The sequence below is a fragment of the Cryobacterium sp. 10C3 genome (assembly GCF_034314285.1).
GTDB classification, from domain to species: domain Bacteria; phylum Actinomycetota; class Actinomycetes; order Actinomycetales; family Microbacteriaceae; genus Cryobacterium; species Cryobacterium glucosi.
Genome location: NZ_JAVIWF010000002.1, coordinates 2,338,879 through 2,363,655, shown reverse-complemented (window position 1 = coordinate 2,363,655; position 24,777 = coordinate 2,338,879). Strand labels below are relative to the sequence as shown.

Sequence of the window (24,777 nt, the reverse complement as noted above, 5' to 3'; positions counted from 1 at the left end):
ACAGGATATTCACGGACCCGTTATCCGGATCGTTCTCTGAACCAATTCGACGGAGATTGTGCCTCGCGCGGCCCGAAAACGGCCTGCAACGTACAATTCCGGCAGAATCTCCGTCGAATCGGTCAGGGGTGCTGTGGTGCGGGTCAGGCGTTCGCGCGCGAGGCCTCGACCACGGCGCGGGCGGCGGCGAGCCCGTGCTCGAGGTCGGCCTTGAGATCGGCGATGTTCTCGATGCCGACGGACAGGCGCACGAGGCCGGGGGTCACGCCGCTCGTGAGCTGCTGCTCCGGCGTGAGCTGGGCGTGGGTGGTCGAGGCCGGGTGGATCACGAGCGAGCGGACGTCGCCGATGTTGGCCAGGTGGCTGAAGAGCTCGAGGTTGTCGACGAGCGCGCGGCCGGCATCCACCCCGCCCTTGAGCTCGAAGGAGACGACCGCGCCGACGCCCTTGGGCGCGTATTTGTTGGCGGTCGCATACCAGGGGCTCGACGGCAGGCCGGCGTAGTTGACCGAGGCGATGTCGGGGTGGCTCTCGAGCCATTCCGCGATGTCCTGGGCGTTCTGCACGTGGCGCTCGATGCGCAGGCTCAGGGTCTCGATGCCCTGGATCAGCTGCCAGGCGCTCGCGGGGGCGATCGCGCTGCCGAGGTCCCTGAGCAACTGAACGCGTGCCTTGATGATGTACGCGATGCCGTCGCCGACCGCGCCCGTGTAGCTGACGCCGTGGTAGGACGGGTCCGGCTCGGTGAGGCCGGGGAACTTCTCGACGTTCTTCGACCACTCGAAGGTGCCGCCGTCGACGATGACGCCGCCGATCGTCGGTGCCGTGGCCGCCGAGGAACTTGGTGGCGGAGTGGACGACGATGTCGGCGCCGTGTTCGAAGGGGCGGATCAGGTACGGGGTCGCGATGGTGCTGTCGACGATGAGCGGGACGCCGTTCTGGTGGGCGACGTCGGCGACGAGCGAGATGTCGAGCACGTTGATCTTGGGGTTGCCGATGGTCTCGGCGAAGAACAGCTTGGTGTTCGGGCGCACGGCGCGGGCCCACTCTGCTGCATCGTCCTGGTCCTCGACGAAGGTCGTCTCGATGCCGAGCTTGGCGAGGGTGTACTTGAAGAGGTTGTAGGTTCCGCCGTAGATCGAGCTCGAGGAGACGATGTGGTCGCCGGCCTGGGCGATGTTGAGCACGGCGAAGGTCGATGCGGCCTGGCCGGAGGCGAGCAGCAGCGCCGCGGTGCCGCCTTCGAGCGCGGCGATGCGCTCTTCGACGACGGCCTGGGTCGGGTTCATGATGCGGGTGTAGATGTTGCCGAACTCGGCGAGGGCGAAGAGGTTCTGGGCGTGCTGCGCGCTGTTGAACACGTAGGACGTGGTCTGGTAGATCGGGGTGGCGCGTGCGTTGGTGACCGGGTCGGGGTGCGCGCCCGAGTGCACCTGCTTGGTTTCGAACTGCCAGGCGGCCGCGTTGTCGCTCATGAAGAACTCCCTGTAATCCGTGACGAGCGTGGACCGTCCATCGCTCTTGGGTGCGAGTTTAGGCACGCGCTCGCGGGGTCGGCAATGTCGCCGAAACACGGCGTCATCTACGGGTGTGCCGCGGTCCGCCGCTCGTGTACACAGCGGGGTGGCTCAGTCACCTCGAGCTCAGCTGGCAGCTGCCCGAGGAGCGGGCATTCTACGAGAGTCTGGCGGCGGACCGCCGGCTCATCCGTTACGACCGCGCCGGATGCGGCCTGTCGGCTCCGACGAGCCGGCCGCCGTCGATGGACTTCGAGCTGCAGCAGCTCGCCGCGGTCGTCGCGAAGCTCGGTCCGGAGCCGTTCGACCTCATCGGCACGTCGATGGGTGCGCTGGTCGCTGTGGCGTGGGCGGCGGTGCATCCGGATACCGTGCGACGGCTGGTGCTCCACGGCGGCGCGTCCGTCGCCTGTGCGGAGACGCTCACGTCGATAGCGGATGGGTGACGGGAGTCGCCCGCCCGATCCATCTCGGTGCACGAGTCCAGGTCTGGGAGGTGAGGATCAGCGACGGCCGCGACCGTCTCGTCTGCGTTTCGCGGTGCACGCTCGCGGTGATCGACAGGCCGAGCGACTACGTATCAACGCAGCTGCGCCCTCGAGGAGCGGATCGCCGGACTGAGCGCGCAGGCGAGCGATGGCCGGGCGAACGACAGGGAAGCACGGCGGCATTCACCGGGTGAGCGCACGGTGGGGCACTGGTGCGTCCCGACTGCCGCTCGTGCCGCCAGAATGGGACCATGGCAAACAAGCGAGTTGTAGTGACCGGTGCGAGTTCGGGAATCGGGGCGGCCACGGTGCGACTGTTCCGGGCCCACGGCTGGGACGTCGTCGGCGTGGCCCGGCGTGCCGACCGGCTCGCGGCCCTCGCAGCGGAAACCGGCGCCGATGTCTTCACGGCCGACCTGACGGTGCAGGCGGACGTCGACGCCCTCCGCGACTATCTCGCGGCATCCGGCCCCGTGCACGCCCTCGTGAACAACGCCGGCGGCGCCCGCGGCCTCGACAGCGTAGAGACCGCCCCTGTCGAAGACTGGGCCTGGATGTTCGAGATCAATGTGCTTGCGGTCAAGCGGGTCACGAGTGCCGTGCTCCCGCTGCTGCGAGAGACACTCCGCACGGATGCCGCTGGCAGCGCCGATATCGTCACGGTCACCTCCATCGCCGGGCACGTCGCGTACCTCGGCGGTGGCGGATACAACGCCGCCAAGTTCGCGGCCCACGCCCTCGTGGAGGTGCTGCGGCTCGAGCTCAACGGCGAGCCGATCCGGGTGATCGAGATCGCGCCCGGCATGGTCAAGACCGAGGAATTCGGCCTCGTCCGCTTCGGCGGCGACACGGAAAAGGCCGCTGCCGCATACGCCGGCGTGGAGCACCCGCTCACCGCGGAGGACATCGCCGAGACGATCGTGCTGAGCGTCGAACTGCCCGCCCACGTCAACCTAGACCTGATCACGGTCAAGCCCGTCGCTCAGGCGGCCCCGACGCGCGTCGCGCGCGGCCCCCTCGTCCCGAAGGACTGACCCGCGGCATCCGCTGGCCCGGCCAGACCCGGCCCGTGAACCGCACTCTTCCGGTCGAGAGTCACCCGTGGAGCGGGAACTCTCGACCGGAAAGGAAACTGCGGGCTAGTGCTCGACGGCCTTCTCGGCGCCGTGGCCGGTGAGGGAGCGGACTGACATCTCGGCGGCGAGGAGAGGGTCCTCCTTGCGGGTGCTCGTGACGGAGCCGAGCCAGCCGAGGAAGAAGCCGATCGGGATCGAGACGATGCCGGGGTTGCTGAGCGGGAACCACGCGAAGTTGACCCCAGCGCCGAACATCGACGTCGGCGTGCCGGAGAACACCGGGGAGAAGATGATCAGGATCATCGCAGCGGCGAGGCCGCCGTACATGCTCCAGACCGCTCCGCGGGTGGTGAAGCCGCGCCAGAACAGTGAGTAGAGGATCGTCGGGAGGTTCGCGCTCGCCGCGACGGCGAAGGCGAGCGCCACGAGGAACGCGATGTTCTGGCCCTGCACGCCGATGCCGCCCGCGATCGCGAGGATGCCGATCACGATGACGGTGCGGCGGGCGACCTTCACTTCGCTGTCCGGGTCGCCCTTGCCCTTCTTGATCACGCTCATGTAGATGTCGTGCGCGAACGAGGTCGCCGCGGTGATCGTGATGCCGGCGACGACCGCAAGGATCGTCGCGAAGGCGATCGCCGAGATGAAGCCGAGCAGGAGCGGTCCTCCGAGCGCGAGCGAGAGGAGCGGCGCCGCGGAGTTGACCCCGCCGGGAGCCGCCGCGATGACGTCCGCGCCGACGAGCGCCGCTGCGCCGAAGCCGAGCACGAGGGTGAAGAGGTAGAACGCGCCGATGAGCCAGATCGCCCAGACCACGGAACGACGGGCCTCCTTGGCGCTCGGGACCGTGTAGAAGCGCATCAGCACGTGCGGCAGGCCCGCGGTGCCGAGGACGAGCGCGATCGCGAGGGAGATGAAGTCGAGCGGATTGTGCCCGTACTTGAGCCCCGGCACGAGGATGGCCTCAGCGGGCTTGCTGATCGAGGCCGCGACGGCAGAGTCGAGCAGTCCGGAGAAGTTGAAGCCGTTGATCGCGAGTACCCAGATCGTCATCCCGAGGGCTCCGATGATCAGGAGGAACGCCTTGATGATCTGGACCCAGGTGGTGCCCTTCATCCCGCCGATGAGCACGTAGAGGATCATCAGGCCGCCGACAACGACGACGACGACCGACTGGCCGAGCTTGTCGTTGATGCCGAGCAGCAGCGACACGAGGCCGCCGGCGCCGGCCATCTGGGCGAGGAGGTAGAAGAAGCACACGGCGAGGGTCGTCGTGGCTGCCGCGACCCTGACCGGGCCCTGCTTGAGCCGGAACGAGAGCACGTCGGCCATCGTGTACTTGCCGGTGTTGCGCATCAGCTCTGCGACGAGCAGCAGCGCGACGAGCCACGCGACGAGGAACCCGATCGAGTACAGGAAGCCGTCGTACCCGCTGATCGCGATCGCTCCGACGATGCCGAGGAAGGACGCCGCCGAGAGGTAATCTCCCGCGATCGCGAAGCCGTTCTGCGGTCCGGTGAAGGACCGGCCGCCGGTGTAGTAGTCCGCGGCGGAACGGTTGTTGCGGCCGGCCCGGATCACGACGATCAGGGTGACGGCCACGAAGGCGAGGAAGATCGAGATGTTCAGGACGGGGTTGGTCTCCGTGGCCTTCACGGCGGTCTGGACGATCATGGCGCCGGCGCTCATTTCTGCTCCATCTTTTCGAGCTCTGCGCGGAGCGCTGCGCCCATCGGGTCGAGGGTCTTGTTCGAGAAGGACACGTACCACATGGTGATCGCGAAGGTCGTGACGAACTGGCCGAGGCCGAGCACGAGGCCGAGGTTGACCGATCCGACGACCGGGATGGCCATCACGGCGGGCAGGTAGGCGGCGACGAGCACGAACCCGAAGTACCAGACCAGGAAGAACACGGCGAGCGGGATCACGAACCGGTTCCTCCTCCTCTTCAGCTCGAGGAAGCGGGGCGATTGGGCGAAAGCGACGTAGTCGATCGACGACGGCGTCGCTCCCGGTCGTGCATCTCTCAGTGATTCCGTCATGGGGGCTCCTTTGCTCCGGTGAGGATGGTGCTGGGTAGTGCGGTCTGGGGGAGAGGATTCAGTTGGTGTGGGCGGTGCCGTGCACGGCGAGCTTGAGCGCGTCGAGCACGGCAGGGTCCTCGATCGTCGGGGGAACCGTGTACGGCTCGCCGTCGACGATCTGGCGGATCGTCTTGCGCAGGATCTTGCCAGAGCGGGTCTTCGGCAACCGGTCGAGGATCGTCACGTCACGGAAGGCGGCGACCGGGCCGACGTGCTCGCGCACGAGTCCGACGAGTTCCTTGGCGAGGGTGTCGTGGTCGATCGTCGCCCCGGCCTTGAGCGTCACGAAGCCCGCGGCGCGCTGGCCCTTGAGCGGGTCGTGCACTCCGAGCACGGCGCACTCCGCGACCGACGGATGAAGGGTGAGTACCTCCTCGAGGGATCCGGTCGACAGCCGGTGCCCGGCCACGTTGATCACGTCGTCGGTGCGGCCCATCACGTAGAGGTAGCCGTCGGCGTCGAAATGGCCGGAGTCGCCCGTCGCATAGTAGCCGGGGAAGGCGGAGAGATAGGCGCTCGCATACCGCTCCGCGCTGCCCCAGACACCGAGCAGGGTTCCGGGCGGAAGCGGCAGGCGGATGGCGATGTTGCCCTCCTTGCCGACCTTCGTCACGGGCCGGCCCTTCGAGTCGAGGATCTCGATGGCGTAGCCCGCGACCGGGAACGTCGCCGATCCCGGCTTGGTCGGGATTTCCTCGATGCCGCGCGGGTTCGCGCAGATCGCCCAGCCTGTCTCGGTCTGCCACCAATGGTCGATCACCGGGCAGTGCAGCCCGTCGTTCGCCCAGTGGTACGTCTCGGGGTCGAGTCGTTCCCCGGCGAGGAAGAGGCCGGTCAGGCTCGAGACGTCGTACTTCTGCAGCTCGGCGAGCTCGGGGTCGACCCGGCGGATGGCCCGGATCGCGGTCGGGGCGGTGAAGAGCACGGTGACCTTGTAGTCCTCGACGACCCGCCAGAAGGCGCCGGCGTCCGGGGTGCCGATCGGCTTGCCCTCATAGATGACGGTCGTCGCCCCGACGAGGAGCGGCGCGTAGACGATGTAGGAGTGCCCGACGACCCAGCCGACGTCCGAGGCCGCCCAGAAGACGTCTCCGGGCCCCGCGGCGTAGATGTTGCGCATCGACCAGGCTGAGCGCGACGGCGTGTCCGCCGTTGTCGCGCACGATGCCCTTCGGATTCCCCGTCGTTCCCGAGGTGTAGAGGATGTACAGCGGGTCCTCAGAGCGGAGGCTCACGGGTTCGGCAGGGGTCGCGGCATCCTCTTCGGTCGCCCAGTCGAGCCAGGTGACGGCGTCCGTGCCCGTGTCTGTGTCCGTGACGGCGTAGTCCGCCGCGCTCCCGGGGATCGACTCGCGGTCCCGCACGATGACGGTGCGGACCGAACCCTGCGACCGGTCAAGCGCCTTCTTCACGAGCGGCAGGTATTCGACGACGCGGCCGGGCTCGAGCCCGCCCGACGCGGTCACGATCACGGTGGGCCGGGCGTCGTCGATCCGCACGGCGAGTTCGCTCGCCGCGAAGCCGCCGAAGACCACGGAGTGCACGGCGCCGATCCTGGCGCACGCGAGCATGGCCACGATCGCCTCCGGGATCATCGGCAGGTAGACGATCACCCGGTCGCCGACGCCGACGCCCTGGGCGCGCAGCACCCCGGCGAACCGGGAGACGCGGTCGAGCAGCCGGCTGTAGCTGATGCTGACCCGGGTGCCGCTCATCGCGGAGTCGTAGATGACCGCGGCCTGGTCGCCGCGGCCGGCGAGCACGTGCCGGTCGAGGGCGTTGTAGCTCGTGTTGAGCTCGCCGTCCGGGAACCAGCGCCAGGTCCCGGGCTCGCGCTCCTCGAGCGCGGTGCGCGGGGGCACGGTCCAGTCGATGAAGGCGGATGCCTCGAGCCAGAAGTCGGCGCGGGTCGCGGCATCCGTCGAGCGCAGCCAGGAGTCGCGGTAGCTCCCCGCCGTGCCTGTCGCTGTGTATGTCACTGTGAACCTCCCCATTGAAGCTCCTATGTATACATAGAATTCAGGAAGTCTTGCACACGCCGGGTAAAAAGGGAATAGCATGGCGTCTGTGTATACAGAAACCCCAACGTCGGGGAACACCACTCCGGTGGGTACCCGCACGGCCACACCGCCGGTCGCCGTCGTCAGCGCGAGCGAACGCGCCTACCGCCAGCTGCGCGACGAAATCCTCGACGGAGTCCTCGCCCCGGGCGCCGGCCTCCTCGAGGTCGAGCAGTCCGACCGCATCGGCGTCTCGCGCACGCCGCTCCGGGCCGCCATCGCCCGCCTGATCGCCGACGGGCTCGTCGCCGGCCGCGCCGGCCGCGGCTTCATGGTCACGGAGATGTCCGTCGACAGCATCCACGAACTGTACGAACTCCGCCGCGCCCTCGAGGAGCACGCGGCCAGGATCGCGGCGACCCGGCGCGACCCCCACGTCTTCCTCGAGCTGCGCGACCAGTTCCGCACGGCACCCGAACTGCTGCTGCTGGGCGAGGCCGGACTGCACCGGTACTACGAGCTCATCGACGACTTCGACGACGCGCTCGACGCGGCAGTCGGCAACCCGTTCCTCGTCACCGCGCTCGCCAACGTGCGCACCCACCTCGCCAGGATCCGCAGGCTCGCCAGGCACAACCCGGCGCGGCTGCGGGCGGCGGCGGCCGAGCACCTGCTCATCATCGAGGCCATCGTCGCCGGTGATACCTCGCTCGCCGCCCACGCCACCCACGTCCACCTCCACCAGAGCCTCAGCAACGTCCTCGCCGCGCTCGAGGCGAACCCGGCCGCCCAGGCCGACTGAAGCAACAGCGCCCACCCGAACCAGCGCCCACCCGAACCACCGCCCACCCGAACCACCGTCCAACCGAACCACCGAAGGGAACCCTGTGCAGCTTCACGATGTTCGAGTCCACCGCAGCGACGAAGACCTGGCCCGCACGGATCAGCTCGCCTGGAAGATCGCCGAGTGCGCGTCCGACCCGGTGGAGGTCTCCGCCGAGGTGACCGAGATGATCATCAACCGGGTCATCGACAATGCCGCCGTCGCAGCGGCCTCGCTCACCCGGCGACCGGTCGTCGCCGCGCGCTCGCAGGCGCTCGCGCATCCGCGCTCCTTCAACGGCGTCGGCGCGACCGTGTTCGGCGAACAGCGTTCCCGCCGGGTCTCGCCGGAATGGGCGGCGTGGGCCAATGGCGTCGCCGTCCGCGAACTGGACTACCACGACACCTTCCTCGCCGCCGAGTACTCCCACCCCGGCGACAACATCCCGCCGGTCCTCGCCGTCGCCCAGCACCTCGCCGTCACCCGCGGCCTGAGCGGGCGGGACCTCGTGCGCGGGATCGCGACCGGCTACGAGATCCAGATCGACCTCGTGCGGGCGATCAGCCTGCACGCGCACAAGATCGACCACGTCGCCCACCTCGGCCCGTCGGCCGCCGCCGGGATCGGCACCCTGCTCGGCCTCGACACCGAGACGATCTTCCAGGCCATCGGCCAGGCCCTGCACACCACAACGGCCACCCGGCAGTCCCGCAAGGGTGAGATCTCGAGCTGGAAGGCGTACGCGCCCGCATTCGCCGGCAAGATGGCCGTCGAATCCGTCGACCGCGCCATGCGCGGCGAGACGAGTCCGACCCCGATCTACGAGGGCGAAGACGGCGTCATCGCGTGGCTCCTCGACGGTCCGGAGGCTTCCTACCAGGTCGCCCTGCCGGGCCGGGGCGAGGCCAAGCGGGCCATCCTGGACAGTTACACGAAGGAACACTCCGCCGAGTACCAGGCCCAGGCCCTCATCGACCTCGCCCGCAAGCTCTACCGCGAGCACCCGGAACTCGCCGACCCGGCCAACATCACCCGGATCGTGATCCACACGAGCCATCACACCCACAACGTGATCGGCTCCGGTGCGAACGACCCGCAGAAGTACGACCCGAGTGCGACAAGGGAGACCCTCGACCACTCGATCCCGTACATCTTCACCGTGGCACTGCAGGACGGCAGCTGGCACCACGTCGACTCCTACCGGCCGGAACGCGCGAGCCGCGCGGACACCATCGCCCTCTGGAACAAGGTCACGACCGAGGAGGACGTCGAGTGGACCCGGCGCTACCACTCACTCGACCCCGCCGAGAAGGCCTTCGGCGGCCGGGTAGAGATCGAGCTGGCCAATGGCAAGCGGATCGTCGACGAGCTCGCCGTCGCCGACGCGCATCCGCTCGGCGCGCAGCCCTTCGGCCGGGCGGAGTACATTGACAAGTTCCGCACGCTCGCGGCGGGCGTGCTCGAGGAGGGTGAGATCCTGCGCTTCCTCGACGCCGCCGAACGCCTGCCCGACCTCGCCGCCGACGACCTCGACCAGCTCACCATCGTGGCCCGCAACGGCCTGCTCACCTCGGTCCCCATCCCGAATGGAATCTTCTGATGTTGTATTCGACACGCACCCCCGCCGCCAAGCGCGAGGGTTTCCGCCGCGACCTGGCCAGCGGACGCCTGCTCCGGTTTCCCGGGGCATTCAACCCGCTTTCCGCCCGCCTGATCGAGGCGAAGGGGTTCGAGGGCGTCTACATCTCCGGCGCCGTGCTCTCCGCAGACCTCGGCCTGCCCGACATCGGCCTGACCACCCTCACCGAGGTCGCCGGGCGCAGCCAGCAGATCGCCAGGATGACCGACCTGCCCGCGATCGTCGACGCCGACACCGGATTCGGCGAGCCGATGAACGTCGCGCGCACCGTGCAGACCCTCGAGGACGCCGGCCTCGCCGGAATGCACATCGAGGACCAGGTCAACCCGAAGCGCTGCGGCCACCTCGACGGCAAGCAGGTCGTCGACCTCGACACGGCCAGCAAGCGCATCCGCGCGGCCGTCGATGCCCGCAGGGACCCGAACTTCCTCGTGATGGCGCGCACCGACATCCGTGCCGTCGACGGTCTCGCCGCGGCCGTCGACAGGGCGAAGGCACTCGTCGACGCGGGCGCCGACGCGATCTTTCCCGAGGCGATGGCGTCGCTCGCCGAATTCGCGGCGATCCGTGCGGCCGTCGACGTGCCCGTGCTCGCGAACATGACCGAGTTCGGCAAGGGGAGCTCTTCACCGTGCAGCAGCTCGCCGATGTCGGGATGAACCTCGTGATCTTCCCCGTCTCGCTGTTGCGCCTCGCGATGGGCGCCGCAGACCGCGGCCTCGACGCGATCGTCGAACACGGCTCGCTCGAGTCGATGCTGCCAGAGATGCAGCACCGCTCGAAGCTCTACGAACTGCTCGACTACGAGTCGTACAATCACTTCGACTCCGGCGTTTTCAATTTCACCCTCAACCCCACCCTGCCCGCGTAACCACGCACTCACCGCACGCGAAGGAGCGACATGAGTCAGAACGAACCAGCCGTCACCGAACCGACGGTCTACAAGGGCCTCGCCGGAATCGTGGTCGACCGCACCCGCGTCTCGAAGGTCAACGACCTGTCGAACTCCCTGCTCTACCGGGGCTACCCGGTGCAGGAACTCGCCGCGCAGAAGAGCTTCGAGGAGGTCACCTACCTGCTCTGGAACGGCGAACTCCCGACGCCCGACGAGCTCGCCGCGTTCGAAGACGAGGAGCGGTCCCTCCGCCACCTCCAGCCCGCCGTGCGCCGCGTGATCGACGAGCTTCCCCTGACCGCGCACCCGATGGACGTCGTGCGGACCGCCGTGAGCCTGATCGGCGCCTTCGACCCGCAGGTCGACGACGCCTCCCCGGAGGCGAACAAGGCCAAGGGCCTGCGGCTCTGGTCCCAGATGCCCGCGATCGTCGCCTACGACCAGCGCCGCCGCCACGGGCTCGAGCCGATCGAACCGCGCGACGACCTCGGCTACTCGGCGAACTTCCTGTTCATGACCTTCGGCGAGGTGCCGGAACTCGTCGTCGTCGAGGCCTTCGACGTGTCGATGATCATGTACGCCGACCACTCCTTCAACGCATCCACCTTCACCGCGCGCGTGATCACGTCCACGATGAGCGACCTGCACTCGGCGATCACCGGGGCGGTCGGCGCCCTCAAGGGTGCGCTGCACGGCGGCGCCAACGAAGCCGTGATGCACACGTTCGAGCAGATCGGCCTCGGCGAAGGCTCCGGCGAACGAGCGGATGCCTGGCTCAAGGAGACCCTCGACGCGCATCACAAGGTGATGGGTTTCGGGCACCGCGTCTACAAGCACGGCGACTCCCGGGTGCCGACGATGAAGACCGCGCTGCTCACCCTGGTCGAGCACTACCAGCGCCCGGACCTGATCGAGCTCTACGAGCGCCTCGCGGCGGGGATGAAGGAGCGCACCGGTATCCTGCCGAACCTCGACTACCCGTCGGGACCGGCGTACTACCTGATGGGCTTCGACACCCTGACCTTCACGCCCCTCTTCGTGGCCTCCCGGATCGCCGGCTGGACCGCGCACATCATCGAACAGACCGCTTCGAACTCCCTGATCCGGCCGCTCTCGCTCTATGACGGGCACCCGGAACGGCACCTCGCCGCTGAACCGGAACCCGACCTCCAACCGGCCGGTGACCTACCATTGGACAATGGCATTCGAAGCAGACGACTCAGCAACTGACACGACCGGCATCCAGCGGGAAATCCTCGGCTGGGAGGACTTCGCCGCTGCCTCGCGGCAACTGGCCGTCGACGTGCTGTCGAGCGGATTCCACCCGGACGTCGTGATCGCGATCGCGCGCGGCGGCCTGCTGCTCGCGGGCGCGATGTCGTACGCGCTCGGCACGAAGAACTGCGGCAGCATCAACGTGCAGTTCTACACCGGGGTCGACGAACGCCTGCCCGAGCCGGTGCTCTCCGGTCCGATGCTCGACGCGCCGGCACTTGCCGGACTCAGCGTGCTGCTCGTCGACGACGTCTCCGACTCGGGGCGCACCCTCGCGCTCGTGCTCGCGATGTTGCGGGAGTCGGCGGCCGAGGTGCGCTGCGCGACCCTGTACACCAAGCCGCGCACGGTCCTCGTCCCGGACTACACCTGGCGCGAGACCGACGACTGGATCGTGTTCCCGTGGTCGGCGCTGCCGATCGTCGACGCGCCTGAAGTGACGGCCCTGCTCGCCCCCATCGTCGCGACCGTCGTCGCCCCCTCCGCAGTGGAGAATGTCGTCGTCGCGCCTGCCGTTGCGGGCGTCGTCGCATGAGCATCCACCTCGTCGGCGGCGGCTGGGCCGCCGAACACAGCGCGGCCGTGTTCGGTCCGTTCCTCGCCGAGGCGACCGTGCGTGCCACGGCGGCCGGTCGCGACGAACCCCGGATCGCGATCATCGCGGTGCGTGCGCCCGGCACCGCTGCTGTTGACGACGCTGTTGACGACGCCGCCCAGCACGCCGCGAAGCTCGCCGAGGCGCTCGGTGCGGCCGGGGTCTTCGAGGCGAAGATCACCGAACTCGCACTGAGCGACGCGGCGACCCTGCCCGCGATCGCGGACGTCGACGGCATCATCGTCGGCGGTGGGCTCACGCCCGCCTACCTTGCCGCACTCACCCCGATCGCAGGCGAGATCCGCCGCCAGGTGTCCGCCGGCGTGCCGTACCTCGGCTACTCCGCCGGTGCCATGATCGCCGCAGAGCGTGCCCTCGTCGGCGGCTGGCGCCTGGGCGAGGTCGAGGTCAGCGCGGAAGCAGCCTCTGAAGGCCTCGACGAACTCACCATCCAGCCCGGCATCGGCCTGCTCGACGTCACCGTCGACGTGCACGCCGCCCAGTGGGGAACCCTGTCCCGCCTCATCGCCGCAACGGAAGCCGGCCTCATCGACGGCGGCCTCGCTGTCGACGAGAACACCGCGCTCATCGTCGGGGAGGGCGCCCTCCGCGTCGTCGGCTCCGGCAGCGTCTGGCGGGTCAGCCAGTCCGAGAACGGCGTGCTCGTCAGCACCTTCGGCGCCTAGGCCGTGATCGACCCGTCGTCGATCGACCCGTCATCGGTCGACCCGTCATCGGTCGACCCCGGCTGGGCAGCGGCCCTCGCCCCCGCGGCGGGCGCGCTGGCCCAGGCGACCGGTTTCCTCGACGCCGAGTCGGCCGCCGGGCGACCCTGGCTGCCGGCGCCGGCGACCGTGCTGCGCGCCTTCCGCGAACCGTTCCGGGCGGTACGCGTGCTCCTGGTCGGCCAGGACCCGTATCCGACGCCGGGGCATCCGCTCGGCCTCGCCTTCGCGGTCGATCCCGCCGTGCGGCCCTTGCCGCGGAGCCTCGTGAACATCGGTGCCGAGCTCCAGTCGGACGTCGGGGTGACCCTGCGCACCGGAGACCTCTCGGCCTGGTCGGCCCAGGGAGTGCTGCTGCTCAACCGGGTGCTCACCGTGCGCGCCGGCGAGCCGGGTTCGCACCGCGGGCACGGCTGGGAGGCCGTCACGGACCAGGCCATCCGTACCCTCGTCGCCCGCGGCACGCCCCTCGTCGCGATCCTCTGGGGGAAGGACGCCGCGAGGCTGCGGCCGTTGCTCGGCAACACCCCGGTGATCGAGTCGGCGCATCCGAGCCCGCTGTCCGCGCGGCGGGGCTTTTCGGGTCGAGGCCCTTCAGCCGCGCGAACGCGCTCCTCGCCGAGCAGGGCGCAGCGCCCGTCGACTGGACACTCGGGTAATCTGGAAGTCCATGGGAGGAGCCAGCCATGCTTGAAGAGGAATACCAGCCGCGCCGGCAGTTGCCCAGGCACCTGCGCCCGGCGCCGGAGACCGAGGCTCCGTTCGAGTACTCGATGCGGGACGCGCTGATCACCGACCTGCCGTACATCCGCGAGATCTACAACTACTACGTCGCCAACAGCACGGTCACCTTCGACGTCGACCCGATGACCCTCGCCGCCTGGCGCAGTAAGTTCTACTACCTCGGCAAGCTCGGCATGCCCTTCATCGTGGCCGTGTCGCCCGCCGGTCAGATCCTCGGCTACGCGCTCGTGACGCCGTGGAAAGAGAAGCGCGCGTTCCGGTTCACCGTCGAGAACTCGATCTACCTCGGAGCGGCCTCGACAGGCAAGGGACTCGGCCGGGTGCTGCTCGGCGAGCTCATCACGCGCTCCAAGGATGCGGGCCTCAAGGAGATCATCGCCGTGATCGCCGACCAGGGCGCCGACGCGTCGATCAAGCTGCACCTCGACTTCGGGTTCAAGGAGATCGGCCGGATGGGCAAGGTCGGCTTCAAGTTCGACCGCTGGCTCGGAACCGTGCTGCTCCAGAAGAGCCTGAAATAACCCGTGACCGATCCGGAGGTCTCGTTCGAGCTGCCGCCTCGACATACCGTGCTGCGGTCCTTCGCTGGGCACCTCGAAGCGCCGCCGGAGACCGTGTTCGTGCGGCTGCTCGCGGCGCTGATGCCCGCACCGAGCGAGGGGGTCGCCACGATCAACCGGCATTTCCGGGCCGATCCCGCCGAGCGCCTGATCGTAGTGCAGGGGGACTGGTGGTACCGAGGCGAGTACCGCGTGCTCGCGGAGGAGGAGGGTTCGCTCGTGCAGTACGAGATCATCAACGTCGCCCAGGCCTTCCACGCCGCCGGTGCGCTCACGGCCCGCTCGGAGCTCCGCGCGGCACCCCGCGCGTTCCAGACGCTGCTGACCAAGGTCGGCGGCCCGCTCGCCCGCTGAGCCGCACTGCCCCGTCCGGGGGCGCGGGTCAGGGCGTGAGATGCAGCGTGAACTCGGGTCCGCCGAGAAGCGCGGCGAGCACGGATGCCCCGAGCCCGCCGGCGAGGAGCAGCCCCGGGTGGGCGAGCCCCACGATCGTGAATCGTAAGCGCGGGCTGGTCCGCAGGAAGTCCTCCGGAACCGCGTGCGCCTCCGGCAGCTCGCGCCAGCCGCGCAACCGCCGCAGGAACCAGCTGCACCGAACGACGAAGGCCATCCACAGTACGAGCAGTACCACCGGGATCGCCGCGAGCATGAGCGTGAAGCCGAGCCCGGTCACCTCGGCGTCATTGTCGTCGGCCGCGGCCTGGATCGCCGTCGAGATCGACGAACTCGCGACCACGGACACCCCCCAGACCAGGAATGCCGCACACAGCGCGAGGAATCGCACGAAGAAATGGCCGAGCACCGAGTCGTTCGCGGGCGTAAGGTGGTCGCGCGGTGTGGCCGCGAGCAGCCACACTGTCGCCGCGAGGGCCGGCAGCGCGGCGAGCAGCACGACCGCGTACCAGCCGGGACCGGGGACCCAGGGCGAGAGGGCGTCGGAGGCGACCACGACACCCCAGAGGGCCAGCCAGGCCCAGCCCGACCGCAGCGGATGCCGCACGAGCCACGCCGGCAGCATCCGCTCGAGCACCGCAGTCATGCGGACACTGTACTCGCGAGGTCTGCCGGCGCTCGGCGCCCGGCGCTCGGTGCCCCGCTACTCGCGGAGTGCCGGGTGCGACGGCCACCAGAACCGGTCGCCGGTGAGGAACACGAGCGCGGGAACCACGAGGGTGCGGACGAGCAGGGTGTCGAGCAGCACGCCGAGGCAGACGATCACGCCGATCTGAGCGAGCGCGACGACCGGGAGTACCCCGAGCACGACGAAGACCGCTGCGATCAGGATGCCGGCGCTCGTGATCACCGCTCCGGTCGAGGAGAGGGCGCGCACCATGCCCTCCCGGGTGCCGTGCAGCCGGGCCTCCTCCCGCGCCCTCGTCGTGAGGAAGATGTTGTAGTCCACCCCGAGCGCGACGAGGAACAGGAACGCGAACAGCACGACGTTCGTATTGAAAGCCGGGAAGCCGAGCAGGTTCTGGAAGATCAGGTTGGAAGCGCCGAGGCTCGCGAAGAACGTCGCGAGCACGCTCAGGATCAGCAGGACCGGCGCGACGAGGGAGCGGAGCAGCAGGGCGAGGATGCCGAAGACGATCGCGAGGATCATCGGCAGGATCAGGTCCTGGTCGCGCTGCGAACTCGTGCGGGTGTCGAGGGCCGTCGCGTCTGTGCCGCCGACGAGGGAATCCGCGACCGCGCCGCCGGCATCCGCGTATGCGGTGCGCAGCGCGGTGATGGTGGCGAAGGTCGTCTCACTGCCCGGTTCGCTCGAAAGCGACAGGTTGAGCCGGGTGCGCCCGTTCGCGCTCTCGCCCGGCTGCACCGTTGCGACGCCCGCTGTCGTTGTGGCGAGGCTCGCGGCCTCTGTCGCCGAGGCATCCGGTGCGAGCACGATGGTCTGGCTCGTGAGCCCCGACGAGAACGAGGCGTCGACGATGGCCTGCGCCTGCACCGATTCCGGGTTGCCGAGCAGCTGGTCCGCCTGCGAGAGCCCGACGGATGCCCCGACCAGTCCCAGACTCAGGGCGCCGAGCCCGAGCGCGGAGGCGACGATGATCGCCACAGGGCGCCGGGCGACGCCGCGGCCGAGCCGGGACCAGAATCCGGTGTGCACGCGGGGCGACGCGGGGTCGTAGCGCGGCACGAACGGCCAGAACAGCCCGCGGCCGCAGACGACGAGGGCGGCGGGAAGGACGATCAGGGCGAACAGGATCGCGATGACGACACCGATCGCGCAGGCGAAACCGAGCGCGCGGTTGCCGGAGAGCTCGGCGAAGAGCAAGGTCAGCAGGCTCAGCGCGACGGTCCCTCCGCTCGCGGCGATCGCGGGGCCTGCGCTCCGCACGGCGATCCGCATCGCCTCGTTCCTGCTCTCGGTGTGCAGCAGTTCCTCGCGGTAGCGGGCGACGAGCAGCAGTGCGTAGTTGGTGCCCGCACCGAAGACGAGCACGGACTGGATGCCCGAAACGCTTGCGTCCAGGGTGATGCCGAACGGCCCGGCGAGGGCGCTCACGACGACGCCGGCGAGCCCGTCGGCCAGTCCGACGACCACGAGCGGCACGATCCAGAGCACGGGGCTGCGGTAGGTGATGATCAGCAGTACCGCGACGACGATCACGGTCACGAGCAGCAGCCGGAAATCGGCGCCCGCGAAGGCGTTGGAGATGTCGGCCTGGAACCCGACCGGCCCGGTCACGTAGGAACTCAGGCCGGAGGGCAGGTCGCTCGAGGCGGCCGAGCGGATGTCCGCGGCCGTGCCCTTGACGTCGGCGCTGACGGCGGCGGACTCGAGCGGCACGACGCTGATCGCCGCGAGCCCGTCGTCGCTGAACCGGGGCGTGGTCGCCCGCGGGGCGGTCGACAGTGCGCCGAGTTCGGCGGCCTGCGCGGTGATCGCGGCCTTGTCCGCCTCGGTCAGGGCGCTCTCCGCGCCGGTCGTGTCGCCACCGCGGTTCCAGACGACGATCGCGGAGGTCTGCTTCGCCGAGGGGAAGTCGGCGAGGAGGGCATCGACCCTGGCCGCCTGGCTCGACGTGGGCAGCCCGGACGTCGGGAAGTCGTTCCCGGCGCTCTTCGGCAGCAGTGCGAACAGCAGTCCGACGGCGATGACGGCGCCGACGAGGACGACCCAGGCCGTGCGCCGACCCGTGATGATGCGCACAATCCCGAGCACTTTTCCTCCAATAGTCCTGATTGCTAAGCATCCTAGCAATGTCAGGACTAGTATGGCGGTCATGGCAGAGCCTCGCAAGTCCCCGCTCCCGGCTGGTGCACCAAGCGGTGCGCCGACCGGCGCCGTCCAACCCCTTGTCGGCGACAACGACATCGGCCTGCCCTATTCCGGCGAGATCGGCACCCAGCTGCGGGAATTCGTGGTGCTGTCCCGGGCGTTCGAGCGCCAGGTCGGACAGGCCCTCGCGGTGAATCCGACCGACCTGTCCGCAATGGAACACTTGATCACGGCCGGTTCGCTCACGCCGAGCGAACTCTCCCGGCGGCTCGACATCTCGACGGCAGCGACCACCCTTGTGGTCGACCGGCTCGTCGCACTCGGTCATGCCCGGCGCGAGGCGCACACCTCGGACCGGCGGAAGGTCGTCGTCCTGCCCGCAGCGAAATCGGTGGAGAAGGCCGTCGGAGCGCTCATGCCGGTGATCGGGGGAGTCGCCACTGTCACCCGCGACCTCCCGGCGGAGGAGCGCGAGGTCATCGCGGCCTTCCTGTCGCGGGTGCTCGACGTCTACCGCGGCGCCCTCGCCGGCGGCGCCGATGGTGACGGCGACACCGCTCCCCGCTCCTGACCCCCGCTTCCTGAACATCCGGCGTTCCTGAACATTCGGTGAATTGTTTTGAGGAAATCAAAACAACTGTTAGCGTGAGGGCATGACGACGACCGGGACGCCGAGCAAAAACCCGGGATTCTCACGGCCGGGCGAGCCAGGGCAGCTCGGTGACAGCATCCGCCGATCGGGACTCAAGGTCACCGCGCCGCGCCTCGCCGTGCTGCGGGCCCTCGACGATTCCCCGCACGCGAGTGCCGAGCGGCTCTTCGCCGTGGTGCGGACCGAGTTGCCCGGAACGTCGCTGCAGGCGGTCTACGGCGTGCTCGCGGCCTTCACCTCGGCGGGTCTCACCCGCAGGATCGAACCGTCCGGGTCTCCTGCGCTCTACGAGCGCCGGGTCGGCGACAACCACCACCACGTGATCTGCTCGCGCTGCGCCGCCGTGCAGGACGTGGACTGCGCCGTCGGCGAGGCGCCCTGCCTCGAGCCGAGCGACGCGGCCGGTTTCGCCGTGCACGCCGCGGAGGTCACCTACTGGGGGCTCTGCCCCGACTGCCAGGCCGCGGGCGCAGAGCCCCATCTCCCGGCCGGCCATCCACCCACTCATCCCTGACCTACGCAGTGCACATGTAGTCGAACAAAGGAGCAGCATGACCACCGAGTCCAACAGCGAGTCGAACACCGGGCCGATCAAGCCGACCACCACCCAGACCGGAACCCCCGTCGCGAGCGACGAGCATTCCCTCACCGTCGGGACGGACGGCGTCGCGGCCCTGCACGACCGCTATCTGGTCGAAAAGCTCGCGCAGTTCAACCGCGAGCGCATCCCGGAGCGGATCGTGCACGCCAAGGGCGGCGGAGCGCACGGCGTGTTCGAGGTCACCGGCGACGTGTCCGCGTACACCCGCGCCGCGGTCTTCCAGCCGGGCACGAGCACCGAGACGCTGCAGCGATTCTCGAGTGTCGCCGGCGAGCAGGGCAGTCCGGACACCTGGCGCGACGTGCGCGGCTTCTCGGTCAAGTTCTACACGACGGAGGGCAACTACGACATCGTCGGCAACAACACCCCGGTGTTCTTCATCCGCGACGGCATCAAGTTCCCCGACTTCATCCACTCCCAGAAGCGGCTGCCCGGCTCCGGCCTGCGCGATGCCACGATGCAGTGGGACTTCTGGACCCTCTCGCCGGAGTCCGCGCACCAGGTCACCTACCTGATGGGCGACCGCGGCCTGCCGCGCTCCTGGCGCGAGATGCCCGGCTTCGGCTCGCACACCTACCAGTGGATCAATGCCGCCGGCGAGCGCTTCTGGGTCAAGTATCACTTCGCCTCCAACCAGGGCAACGTCGAGATGGAGGGCTCTGAGGCCGAGCTCATCGCCGGCGCAGACGCCGACTACTACCGCCGCGACCTGCACGACGCGATCGAGGCAGGCAACTTCCCGTCCTGGACCGTCTCGGTGCAGATCATGCCGTACGAGGACGCCAAGACCTACCGGTTCAACCCCTTCGACCTGACCAAGGTCTGGCCGCACGCCGACTACCCGCTCATCGAGGTCGGTGTGCACACGCTCAACCGCAACCCGCAGAACTTCTTCGCCGAAATCGAGCAGGCCGCGTTCTCGCCGGCCAACTTCGTGCCCGGCATCGCGGCGAGCCCCGACAAGATGCTGATGGCGCGCATCTTCTCCTACCCGGATGCCGCGCGATACCGGGTCGGCACGAACTACGCTGAGCTGCCCGTCAACGCCCCGCACGCAGCCCCGGTGAACAACTACTCGCAGGACGGCGCCGGCAGGCACCACTTCAACGCTCCAGAGGCCCCGAACTACGCGCCGAACTCGCTCGGCGGCCCGGTGGCCGACCCGCTGCTCGCGGGCGAGGGCAGCTGGGAGAACGACGGCGAGCTGCTCCGTGCCGCCGCCGTGCTGCGCAGCGAGGACAGCGACTTCGGCCAGGCCGGGACGCTCTATCGCGACGTGTTCGACGACGCGGCCAAGGCCCGCTTCCTCGACACCATCACGGGTGCGATCAGCGGCGTGCAGCGCCCTGAGGTCACCGAACGCGCGATCTGGTACTGGACGAGCGTCGACGCCACGCTCGGCGCTGCACTGCGCGCGAACCTCGCGACGTGGGCAGAGGCGGACATGCTCGCAGAGGCATCCGCCCAGTACTCGGAGTAACGCGGCACTCGGAGTAAGCGGGCGGACGCCGTAGCGGCTATTCGAGGGTGGGTGCGGCCTGGGCGGTCGCAGCCACCATCGCCCCGCTGCGCTCCCAGAGGGCTGCGGCGAGCGCCGGGTCGTAGGCGAGCTTGTTCGCCTTCGCGACCAGGCGCTTGTCGTAGTACTCGCCGGAGATCCATTCGTCCAGGGGAGCCGTGGCGAGCCAGACCAGGGTGTCTGCGCCCTGCTCCGGTGTGATCAGCATCCGCTTGAGCGGGGTCTGGTAGATGAAGCGCATCACGCTCGTCGAGTTCGACGAGAAACTCGTCGCGACGACGCCGGGGTGGAACGCCGCAGTCGTGAGGCCCTGCTCGTGGTAGCGGTGGTGCAGCTCGCGGGTGAAGAGGATGTTGGCGAGCTTGGCGTTGCCGTAAGCCCGGTTGGGTGAATACTTCGCGCTCGCATCGAGGTCGTCGATGTCGAACCGGGCGTAGACGCTGTTCGCCACGCTCGCGGTGTTGATCACCCGGGCGTGGCTCTCCAGCAGCCGGTCGGTGAGGAGCGTCGTGAGCAGGAACGGCGCGAGGTGGTTGACCTGGAAGGTCTTCTCGTGGCCGTCGACGGTGAGGACCCGCTTGCCCATGATGCCGCCGGCGTTGTTGGCGAGCACGTCGATGCGCGGGTAGCGCTCGAGGAGGGTCGCGGCGAGAGCGCGCACCTCGTCGAGGCTGGCGAAGTCGGCGGTGAACGAGTCGGCGCCGAGCGGTGCTGCGACGGCGGCGGTCTTGGCCGCCGAGCGTCCCACGATGACGACGGATGCGCCGGTGCGGCTCAGCGCGCGGGCCGCGGCCGCGCCGATGCCGTCGCTGCCCCCGGTGATGATGATGGTGCGAGCGGACGGTGCGGATGCTTCGGACGTGTCGGTCATGACTTCCTCTTGGTCAGGTAGCCGCCCTTTTCCAGGCCGGCCTCGATTTCAAAACGGTTGGTGAGCGGGTTGCTGCCGGCCGCGCGGTAGAACAGCGGGAACAGCATGCCGTAGCGCTGCCACTGCCGTTTGTGCACGGCCTCGTGTTCGAGGATCGCGTCGGAGACGTTGTCCCGGGTGAGGTAGCAGCCGCCGACGCAGGACCCGCCGCGGCCGAAGGCCCAGTTCGGCAGGCCACGGAAGACGATCAGGCCGCCGCGCCGCTCGACGCGCCCGGTGCTGAGGAGCCCTCCCCAGACCAGCCCGACGGCCGTCGCATAGAGATACCCGGCCCTGCTGAGGGGGAATCGAAAAGGATCCGGAGCATCACTCAAGCGTATGCCGCCTGACCGGCACTTAGAGTTAACCCCGTGCGAATTCGACTGCTGGGCGGACTGAGTGTCGAGCACGACGGACGGCAGGTTCCCGTGACGGGGTCGATGCAGCTCGCCGTGCTGTTCCGGCTTGCCGTCGACGCGGGAACGGCGGTGAGCTACCGGGCGATCTCCGAGGACGTCTGGTCCCGCGATGCGCCCGAGAACCAGCGGGCCGCCCTCCAGTCCATCGTCTCCCGGCTCCGGGCCCAGCTCCCTCCCGGAGTGATCGAGTCGACGGTCGGCGGCTACCGTCTCCTGCTCGCCAGGTCCGATGTCGACGCACTCCGTTTCGAAGACCTCGTGGCCGAGGCGGTTGCCGCGGCGGGGACTGCCTTGCCGGCGGATGCCCGACGCGCCGCGCTCGCGGCCCTCGCGCTCTGGGCTGGCGAACCCTGGATCCCGTCCCCGGACTTCGACTGGTTCCTCCGCGACCTCGCCCGCGACCGGGCCAGGGCACTCGAACTCACAGCCCTGGATAGCGCAGCCCCGGATGGCTGCGCACCCTCCGCGGCCCGCGGCATCCCGGTGTCCCTCACCCGCCTCGTCGGCCGGGAGCGTGAACTCGCGGCGATCGAGGAGCAGCTCGCCGTGTCCCGGCTGGTCACGATCGTCGGAACCGGGGGAATCGGGAAGACGCGCCTCGCGCTCGAAACGGCAGCGGGCATCCGTGGTGCCGTGCTCGTCGAGCTCGCCCCGGTGGGTCCGGGCGAGGTGCTCGCCGCGGTGCTCGCGGCCACCGGGCGCGAACTGCGCACCTCGGACGCGCCCGTCGAGCCCGTCGGCAGCCTCGAACGGGTCGTCGAGGCGCTTCTCGGGCGCGCGGTCGTGCTCGTGCTCGACAATTGCGAGCACGTCATCGACGCGGCCGCGCGGCTCGCGGAGAGCCTGCTCGGCGTCCTGCCCGCACTGACGATTCTCGCTACGAGTCGCGAGCCGCTCGGAATCCCCGGCGAGTCCTTCGTTACCGTCGGGTCGTTGCCGCACCCGAGCGAGTCAGAGCTCGAGGCAGCCATCGACACTCCGGACACGTCGGGGTCGCCGGAGCGCCTGCGCGAGTTCGCCGCTCTCGAGCTGTTCGGCCAGCGGGCCCTCGCCGCGCGGGGCGCCGGCCTCGCTACCGGGGAACTGGCCGGCGCCGCCCGGATCTGCGCGCGCCTCGACGGGCTGCCGCTCGCCCTCGAGCTTGCCGCGGCGAAGCTCCGCACGATGACCCTCGACGAGGTCCTCGACGGCCTCGACAATCGCTTCACCCTCCTCACCGGCGGGTACCGCACGGCACTGCCGCGGCACCAGACCCTCCGCGCCCTGATCGACTGGAGCTGGAGCCTGCTCTCGGCGGACGAACGCACGGCGCTCGGCCGGCTCGCGGTGTTCCCCGCCGGGATCGACACCCGGGATGCGGCCGACGTCGCCGCCACGGCCGGGCTCGTCGGGGCATCCGTCTTCGAGAGCCTCGTGGACAAGTCGCTGCTGCACCGCGAACGCGGACGCTACCGGCTGCTCGAGACCATCCGCGAATACGGCATCGAACGGCTCGCGGAGGCCGGGACCCTCGCGGCCGAGCGCGCGGCGCAGGCCGGATACATCGCGGTGCGGGCGGAGGCCGCCGATGCGCTGATGCGCGGGCCGCGGATCCGCGAGGCGATCGCGTGGTTCGACGCCGAAGACGACAATGTGACTGCGGCGCTCCGGTACACAACGAGCGCGCGTCTCGCCGAGCCCGCGGTCCGGGTCGCGCTCGCCTGCGTGTGGTACTGGGGGATCCGGGAGCGGAGGGACGAGCTCGGCGTCTGGCTCGGCGCGGTGAGCGAACTGGCCGCAGAGGTCGACAGCGATGAAGCACGCGCCATTGTGCTGTTCACGCCGGTCGTCCGGGCCTTCTCCGCAGAGGAGGCCAATCCCGATGCCGCTCGTGACTCGGCACTCGTCCCCGAGGCGCTCGCCGAGGCCGCACGGCGTGCGTTCGACGCGTGGGCGCAGGACCCGCCGGGGAGGGGCGGCGAACTGATGCAGCTCGCCTTCCCGCTCCTGTCCGCGTTCCGGACCTCGTTCGGCGAGGAGGGCTGGATGCTGCGGGTGCGGATCCCGAGCGGCGAGGAACTCGGCCTTGATCCCTGGCCCGCGGCCATGCTGCACGTGATCCGGGCCGCCACGGCGCAGAACCGCGGCGACATCGCCGAGCTCGGCGAGGCATCCGCCCAGGCCGTGCGCGCGTTCGAGGCGATCGGCGACCTTTGGGGCCTCGCCCTCGCGCAGCAGATGCGCGCGGAGTGGTTCAGCCTGCAGGGGCGCCTGGACGAGGCGCTCGACGTGACGGACGCGTCGACCGCGAACATGAGCCGCATCACCTCGAGCTGGGACCTCGCCCAGCAGCAGGCGCTCGCCGTGTCGATCATGCTGCGGCAGGGCAGGCTCGCGGCGGCGCGGGAGCGCGCGGATGAACTCCTCGCCGGGGCTGCGGAGTCCGGCAATATCTTCACCGTGATCCAGGCCGAGGCCACCGCACTCGTGCTCGACCTGAACGACCGCGACACGGGAGCCGCGAGCGCCCGGCTCGCCAGGATCGAGGACCTCGCGTCCGGCTGGCCGAACATGCCCGCCCAGCTCGTCGCCATGATCGGGGTGCGCCGCGCGGAGCTCGAGCTGCTTCAGGGCGACGGGGATGCCGCGGAGCGGGCCATTCGAGTGGCCGCCGGCGCCGCGATCGCGAGCCTCGACCACCCCGTGATCGGCCAGGTCGCACTGAGTCTCGGCGGCCTCGCGCTCGCCCGCGGGCAGGTCGAGGAGGCCGTGCGGGCGCTCGACCTCTCGTCTGCGATCATCGGGGCATACGACCGCCTCGAACCGAGAGCGATCGCGATCGAACAGGCCGCCGCCGCCCAGGGCATCGACCGGGCGACGCCGGCGCCCTCCTCGCGCCCGCACGCCCTCGCGACCCTTCGCGCCCTGATCGACCCGGCCGGCTGATCCCGCCCCCGCGCGCGGGAGGGAATCGCGTTAGAGCTTCGTGCGGTATGCGCGCATCGCCAGGGGAAGAAGACGCCGACGAGGACGACGCAGGAGAGCAGCA

At 69.6% G+C, this 24,777-nt stretch carries 19 protein-coding genes and 4 pseudogenes; 15 read left to right on the top strand and 8 right to left on the bottom strand.

From position 1 onward, the window contains the following. Positions 1–143 precede the first annotated feature (143 nt). Positions 144–1,476 (bottom strand): annotated as a pseudogene (locus RGU41_RS12200) (bifunctional o-acetylhomoserine/o-acetylserine sulfhydrylase). A gap of 134 nt (positions 1,477–1,610) precedes the next feature. On the opposite strand from RGU41_RS12200, the gene RGU41_RS12195 reads away from it, so the two are divergent. Continuing rightward, on the top strand, positions 1,611–1,964 hold the full coding sequence (locus RGU41_RS12195) for an alpha/beta hydrolase (RefSeq protein WP_322136336.1): 354 nt from the start codon (positions 1,611–1,613) through the stop codon (positions 1,962–1,964). 293 nt (positions 1,965–2,257) lie between these two features. Beyond that, entirely contained in the window at positions 2,258–3,040 is a 783-nt protein-coding gene (locus RGU41_RS12190) for an SDR family oxidoreductase (RefSeq protein WP_134563858.1), read from the top strand. A gap of 105 nt (positions 3,041–3,145) precedes the next feature. Here RGU41_RS12190 and RGU41_RS12185 read toward each other — a convergent pair whose 3' ends face one another. The 3 genes and pseudogenes from RGU41_RS12185 to RGU41_RS12175 form a co-directional block, all read right to left on the bottom strand. Continuing rightward, positions 3,146–4,771, bottom strand: coding sequence for a cation acetate symporter (locus RGU41_RS12185; protein ID WP_241975499.1), 1,626 nt, complete (start codon positions 4,769–4,771; stop codon positions 3,146–3,148). Continuing rightward, positions 4,768–5,124, bottom strand: coding sequence for a DUF485 domain-containing protein (locus RGU41_RS12180; RefSeq protein ID WP_134560628.1), 357 nt, complete (start codon positions 5,122–5,124; stop codon positions 4,768–4,770). The genes RGU41_RS12185 and RGU41_RS12180 overlap by 4 nt, the downstream gene beginning before the upstream one ends. 58 nt (positions 5,125–5,182) lie before the next feature. After that, a pseudogene (locus RGU41_RS12175) lies at positions 5,183–7,160 on the bottom strand (AMP-binding protein). Positions 7,161–7,272: 112 nt separating this feature from the next. Here RGU41_RS12175 and RGU41_RS12170 point away from each other — a divergent pair. From RGU41_RS12170 to RGU41_RS12130, 9 genes and pseudogenes are all read left to right on the top strand, one after another. Further along, positions 7,273–7,968, top strand: a complete 696-nt coding sequence (locus RGU41_RS12170; RefSeq protein WP_322136335.1) for a GntR family transcriptional regulator — start codon at positions 7,273–7,275, stop codon at positions 7,966–7,968. An 85-nt stretch (positions 7,969–8,053) separates the two neighbouring features. Beyond that, the gene (locus RGU41_RS12165) at positions 8,054–9,589 is read left to right on the top strand and encodes an MmgE/PrpD family protein (RefSeq protein WP_134449794.1); all 1,536 of its coding nucleotides are present in this window, start codon (positions 8,054–8,056) and stop codon (positions 9,587–9,589) included. After that, positions 9,589–10,499: pseudogene (gene prpB, locus RGU41_RS12160) on the top strand (methylisocitrate lyase). The gene RGU41_RS12165 and the pseudogene prpB overlap by 1 nt, the downstream one beginning before the upstream one ends. Positions 10,500–10,529: 30 nt before the next feature. Beyond that, a complete protein-coding gene (locus RGU41_RS12155) occupies positions 10,530–11,753 on the top strand; it encodes a bifunctional 2-methylcitrate synthase/citrate synthase (protein WP_134449796.1) in 1,224 nt (407 codons plus the stop codon). Further along, positions 11,722–12,333, top strand: a complete 612-nt coding sequence (locus RGU41_RS12150; RefSeq protein WP_134449797.1) for a phosphoribosyltransferase — start codon at positions 11,722–11,724, stop codon at positions 12,331–12,333. Before RGU41_RS12155 ends, RGU41_RS12150 begins: the two co-directional genes overlap by 32 nt. Continuing rightward, the gene (locus tag RGU41_RS12145) at positions 12,330–13,079 is read left to right on the top strand and encodes a Type 1 glutamine amidotransferase-like domain-containing protein (RefSeq protein ID WP_134560636.1); all 750 of its coding nucleotides are present in this window, start codon (positions 12,330–12,332) and stop codon (positions 13,077–13,079) included. The genes RGU41_RS12150 and RGU41_RS12145 overlap by 4 nt, the downstream gene beginning before the upstream one ends. A 21-nt stretch (positions 13,080–13,100) precedes the next feature. Next, positions 13,101–13,777: pseudogene (locus RGU41_RS12140) on the top strand (uracil-DNA glycosylase). Between the two features lie 27 nt (positions 13,778–13,804). Continuing rightward, entirely contained in the window at positions 13,805–14,383 is a 579-nt protein-coding gene (locus RGU41_RS12135; protein ID WP_134449800.1) for a GNAT family N-acetyltransferase, read from the top strand. A 3-nt stretch (positions 14,384–14,386) separates the two neighbouring features. Further along, positions 14,387–14,776 (top strand): hypothetical protein, encoded by a 390-nt coding sequence (locus RGU41_RS12130; RefSeq protein ID WP_134449801.1) that lies wholly within the window; start codon positions 14,387–14,389, stop codon positions 14,774–14,776. 28 nt (positions 14,777–14,804) lie between these two features. On the opposite strand, the gene RGU41_RS12125 is transcribed toward RGU41_RS12130, so the two are convergent. Then, entirely contained in the window at positions 14,805–15,461 is a 657-nt protein-coding gene (locus RGU41_RS12125; protein WP_322136334.1) for a hypothetical protein, read from the bottom strand. 57 nt (positions 15,462–15,518) lie between these two features. After that, a complete protein-coding gene (locus tag RGU41_RS12120) occupies positions 15,519–17,591 on the bottom strand; it encodes an MMPL family transporter (protein WP_322136333.1) in 2,073 nt (690 codons plus the stop codon). Between the two features lie 61 nt (positions 17,592–17,652). Here RGU41_RS12120 and RGU41_RS12115 point away from each other — a divergent pair, with 61 nt between their 5' ends. The 3 genes from RGU41_RS12115 (at position 17,653) to RGU41_RS12105 (ending at position 20,381) form a co-directional block, all read left to right on the top strand. Next, positions 17,653–18,219, top strand: coding sequence for a MarR family winged helix-turn-helix transcriptional regulator (locus tag RGU41_RS12115; RefSeq protein ID WP_134449804.1), 567 nt, complete (start codon positions 17,653–17,655; stop codon positions 18,217–18,219). A gap of 82 nt (positions 18,220–18,301) precedes the next feature. Then, positions 18,302–18,814 (top strand): Fur family transcriptional regulator, encoded by a 513-nt coding sequence (locus tag RGU41_RS12110; protein WP_134449805.1) that lies wholly within the window; start codon positions 18,302–18,304, stop codon positions 18,812–18,814. Between the two features lie 37 nt (positions 18,815–18,851). After that, complete coding sequence (locus RGU41_RS12105) at positions 18,852–20,381, top strand: catalase (RefSeq protein ID WP_134449806.1); 1,530 nt, start codon at positions 18,852–18,854, stop codon at positions 20,379–20,381. A 37-nt stretch (positions 20,382–20,418) separates the two neighbouring features. Here the strand turns inward: RGU41_RS12105 and RGU41_RS12100 are convergent, their stop codons facing one another. Further along, the gene (locus tag RGU41_RS12100; protein ID WP_134560645.1) at positions 20,419–21,291 is read right to left on the bottom strand and encodes an SDR family NAD(P)-dependent oxidoreductase; all 873 of its coding nucleotides are present in this window, start codon (positions 21,289–21,291) and stop codon (positions 20,419–20,421) included. Continuing rightward, complete coding sequence (locus tag RGU41_RS12095) at positions 21,288–21,665, bottom strand: Fe-S oxidoreductase (RefSeq protein WP_322136332.1); 378 nt, start codon at positions 21,663–21,665, stop codon at positions 21,288–21,290. Before RGU41_RS12095 ends, RGU41_RS12100 begins: the two co-directional genes overlap by 4 nt. A 36-nt stretch (positions 21,666–21,701) precedes the next feature. On the opposite strand from RGU41_RS12095, the gene RGU41_RS12090 reads away from it, so the two are divergent. Continuing rightward, positions 21,702–24,674: a hypothetical protein gene (locus RGU41_RS12090; protein ID WP_322136331.1), complete on the top strand. Its 2,973-nt coding sequence runs from the start codon at positions 21,702–21,704 to the stop codon at positions 24,672–24,674. Positions 24,675–24,777: the final 103 nt, after the last annotated feature.

Bases quoted from the DNA above. Each gene is read 5' to 3' on its own strand.
- RGU41_RS12185 (WP_241975499.1), bottom strand. From the start codon at position 4,771: ATGAGCGCCGGCGCCATGATCGTCCAGACCGCCGTGAAGGCCACGGAG.
- RGU41_RS12190 (WP_134563858.1), top strand. From the start codon at position 2,258: ATGGCAAACAAGCGAGTTGTAGTGACCGGTGCGAGTTCGGGAATCGGG.
- RGU41_RS12125 (WP_322136334.1), bottom strand. From the start codon at position 15,461: ATGACTGCGGTGCTCGAGCGGATGCTGCCGGCGTGGCTCGTGCGGCAT.
- RGU41_RS12110 (WP_134449805.1), top strand. From the start codon at position 18,302: ATGACGACGACCGGGACGCCGAGCAAAAACCCGGGATTCTCACGGCCG.
- RGU41_RS12145 (WP_134560636.1), top strand. From the start codon at position 12,330: ATGAGCATCCACCTCGTCGGCGGCGGCTGGGCCGCCGAACACAGCGCG.
- RGU41_RS12150 (WP_134449797.1), top strand. From the start codon at position 11,722: ATGGCATTCGAAGCAGACGACTCAGCAACTGACACGACCGGCATCCAG.
- RGU41_RS12105 (WP_134449806.1), top strand. From the start codon at position 18,852: ATGACCACCGAGTCCAACAGCGAGTCGAACACCGGGCCGATCAAGCCG.
- RGU41_RS12115 (WP_134449804.1), top strand. From the start codon at position 17,653: ATGGCAGAGCCTCGCAAGTCCCCGCTCCCGGCTGGTGCACCAAGCGGT.
- RGU41_RS12100 (WP_134560645.1), bottom strand. From the start codon at position 21,291: ATGACCGACACGTCCGAAGCATCCGCACCGTCCGCTCGCACCATCATC.
- RGU41_RS12180 (WP_134560628.1), bottom strand. From the start codon at position 5,124: ATGACGGAATCACTGAGAGATGCACGACCGGGAGCGACGCCGTCGTCG.
- RGU41_RS12135 (WP_134449800.1), top strand. From the start codon at position 13,805: ATGCTTGAAGAGGAATACCAGCCGCGCCGGCAGTTGCCCAGGCACCTG.
- RGU41_RS12155 (WP_134449796.1), top strand. From the start codon at position 10,530: ATGAGTCAGAACGAACCAGCCGTCACCGAACCGACGGTCTACAAGGGC.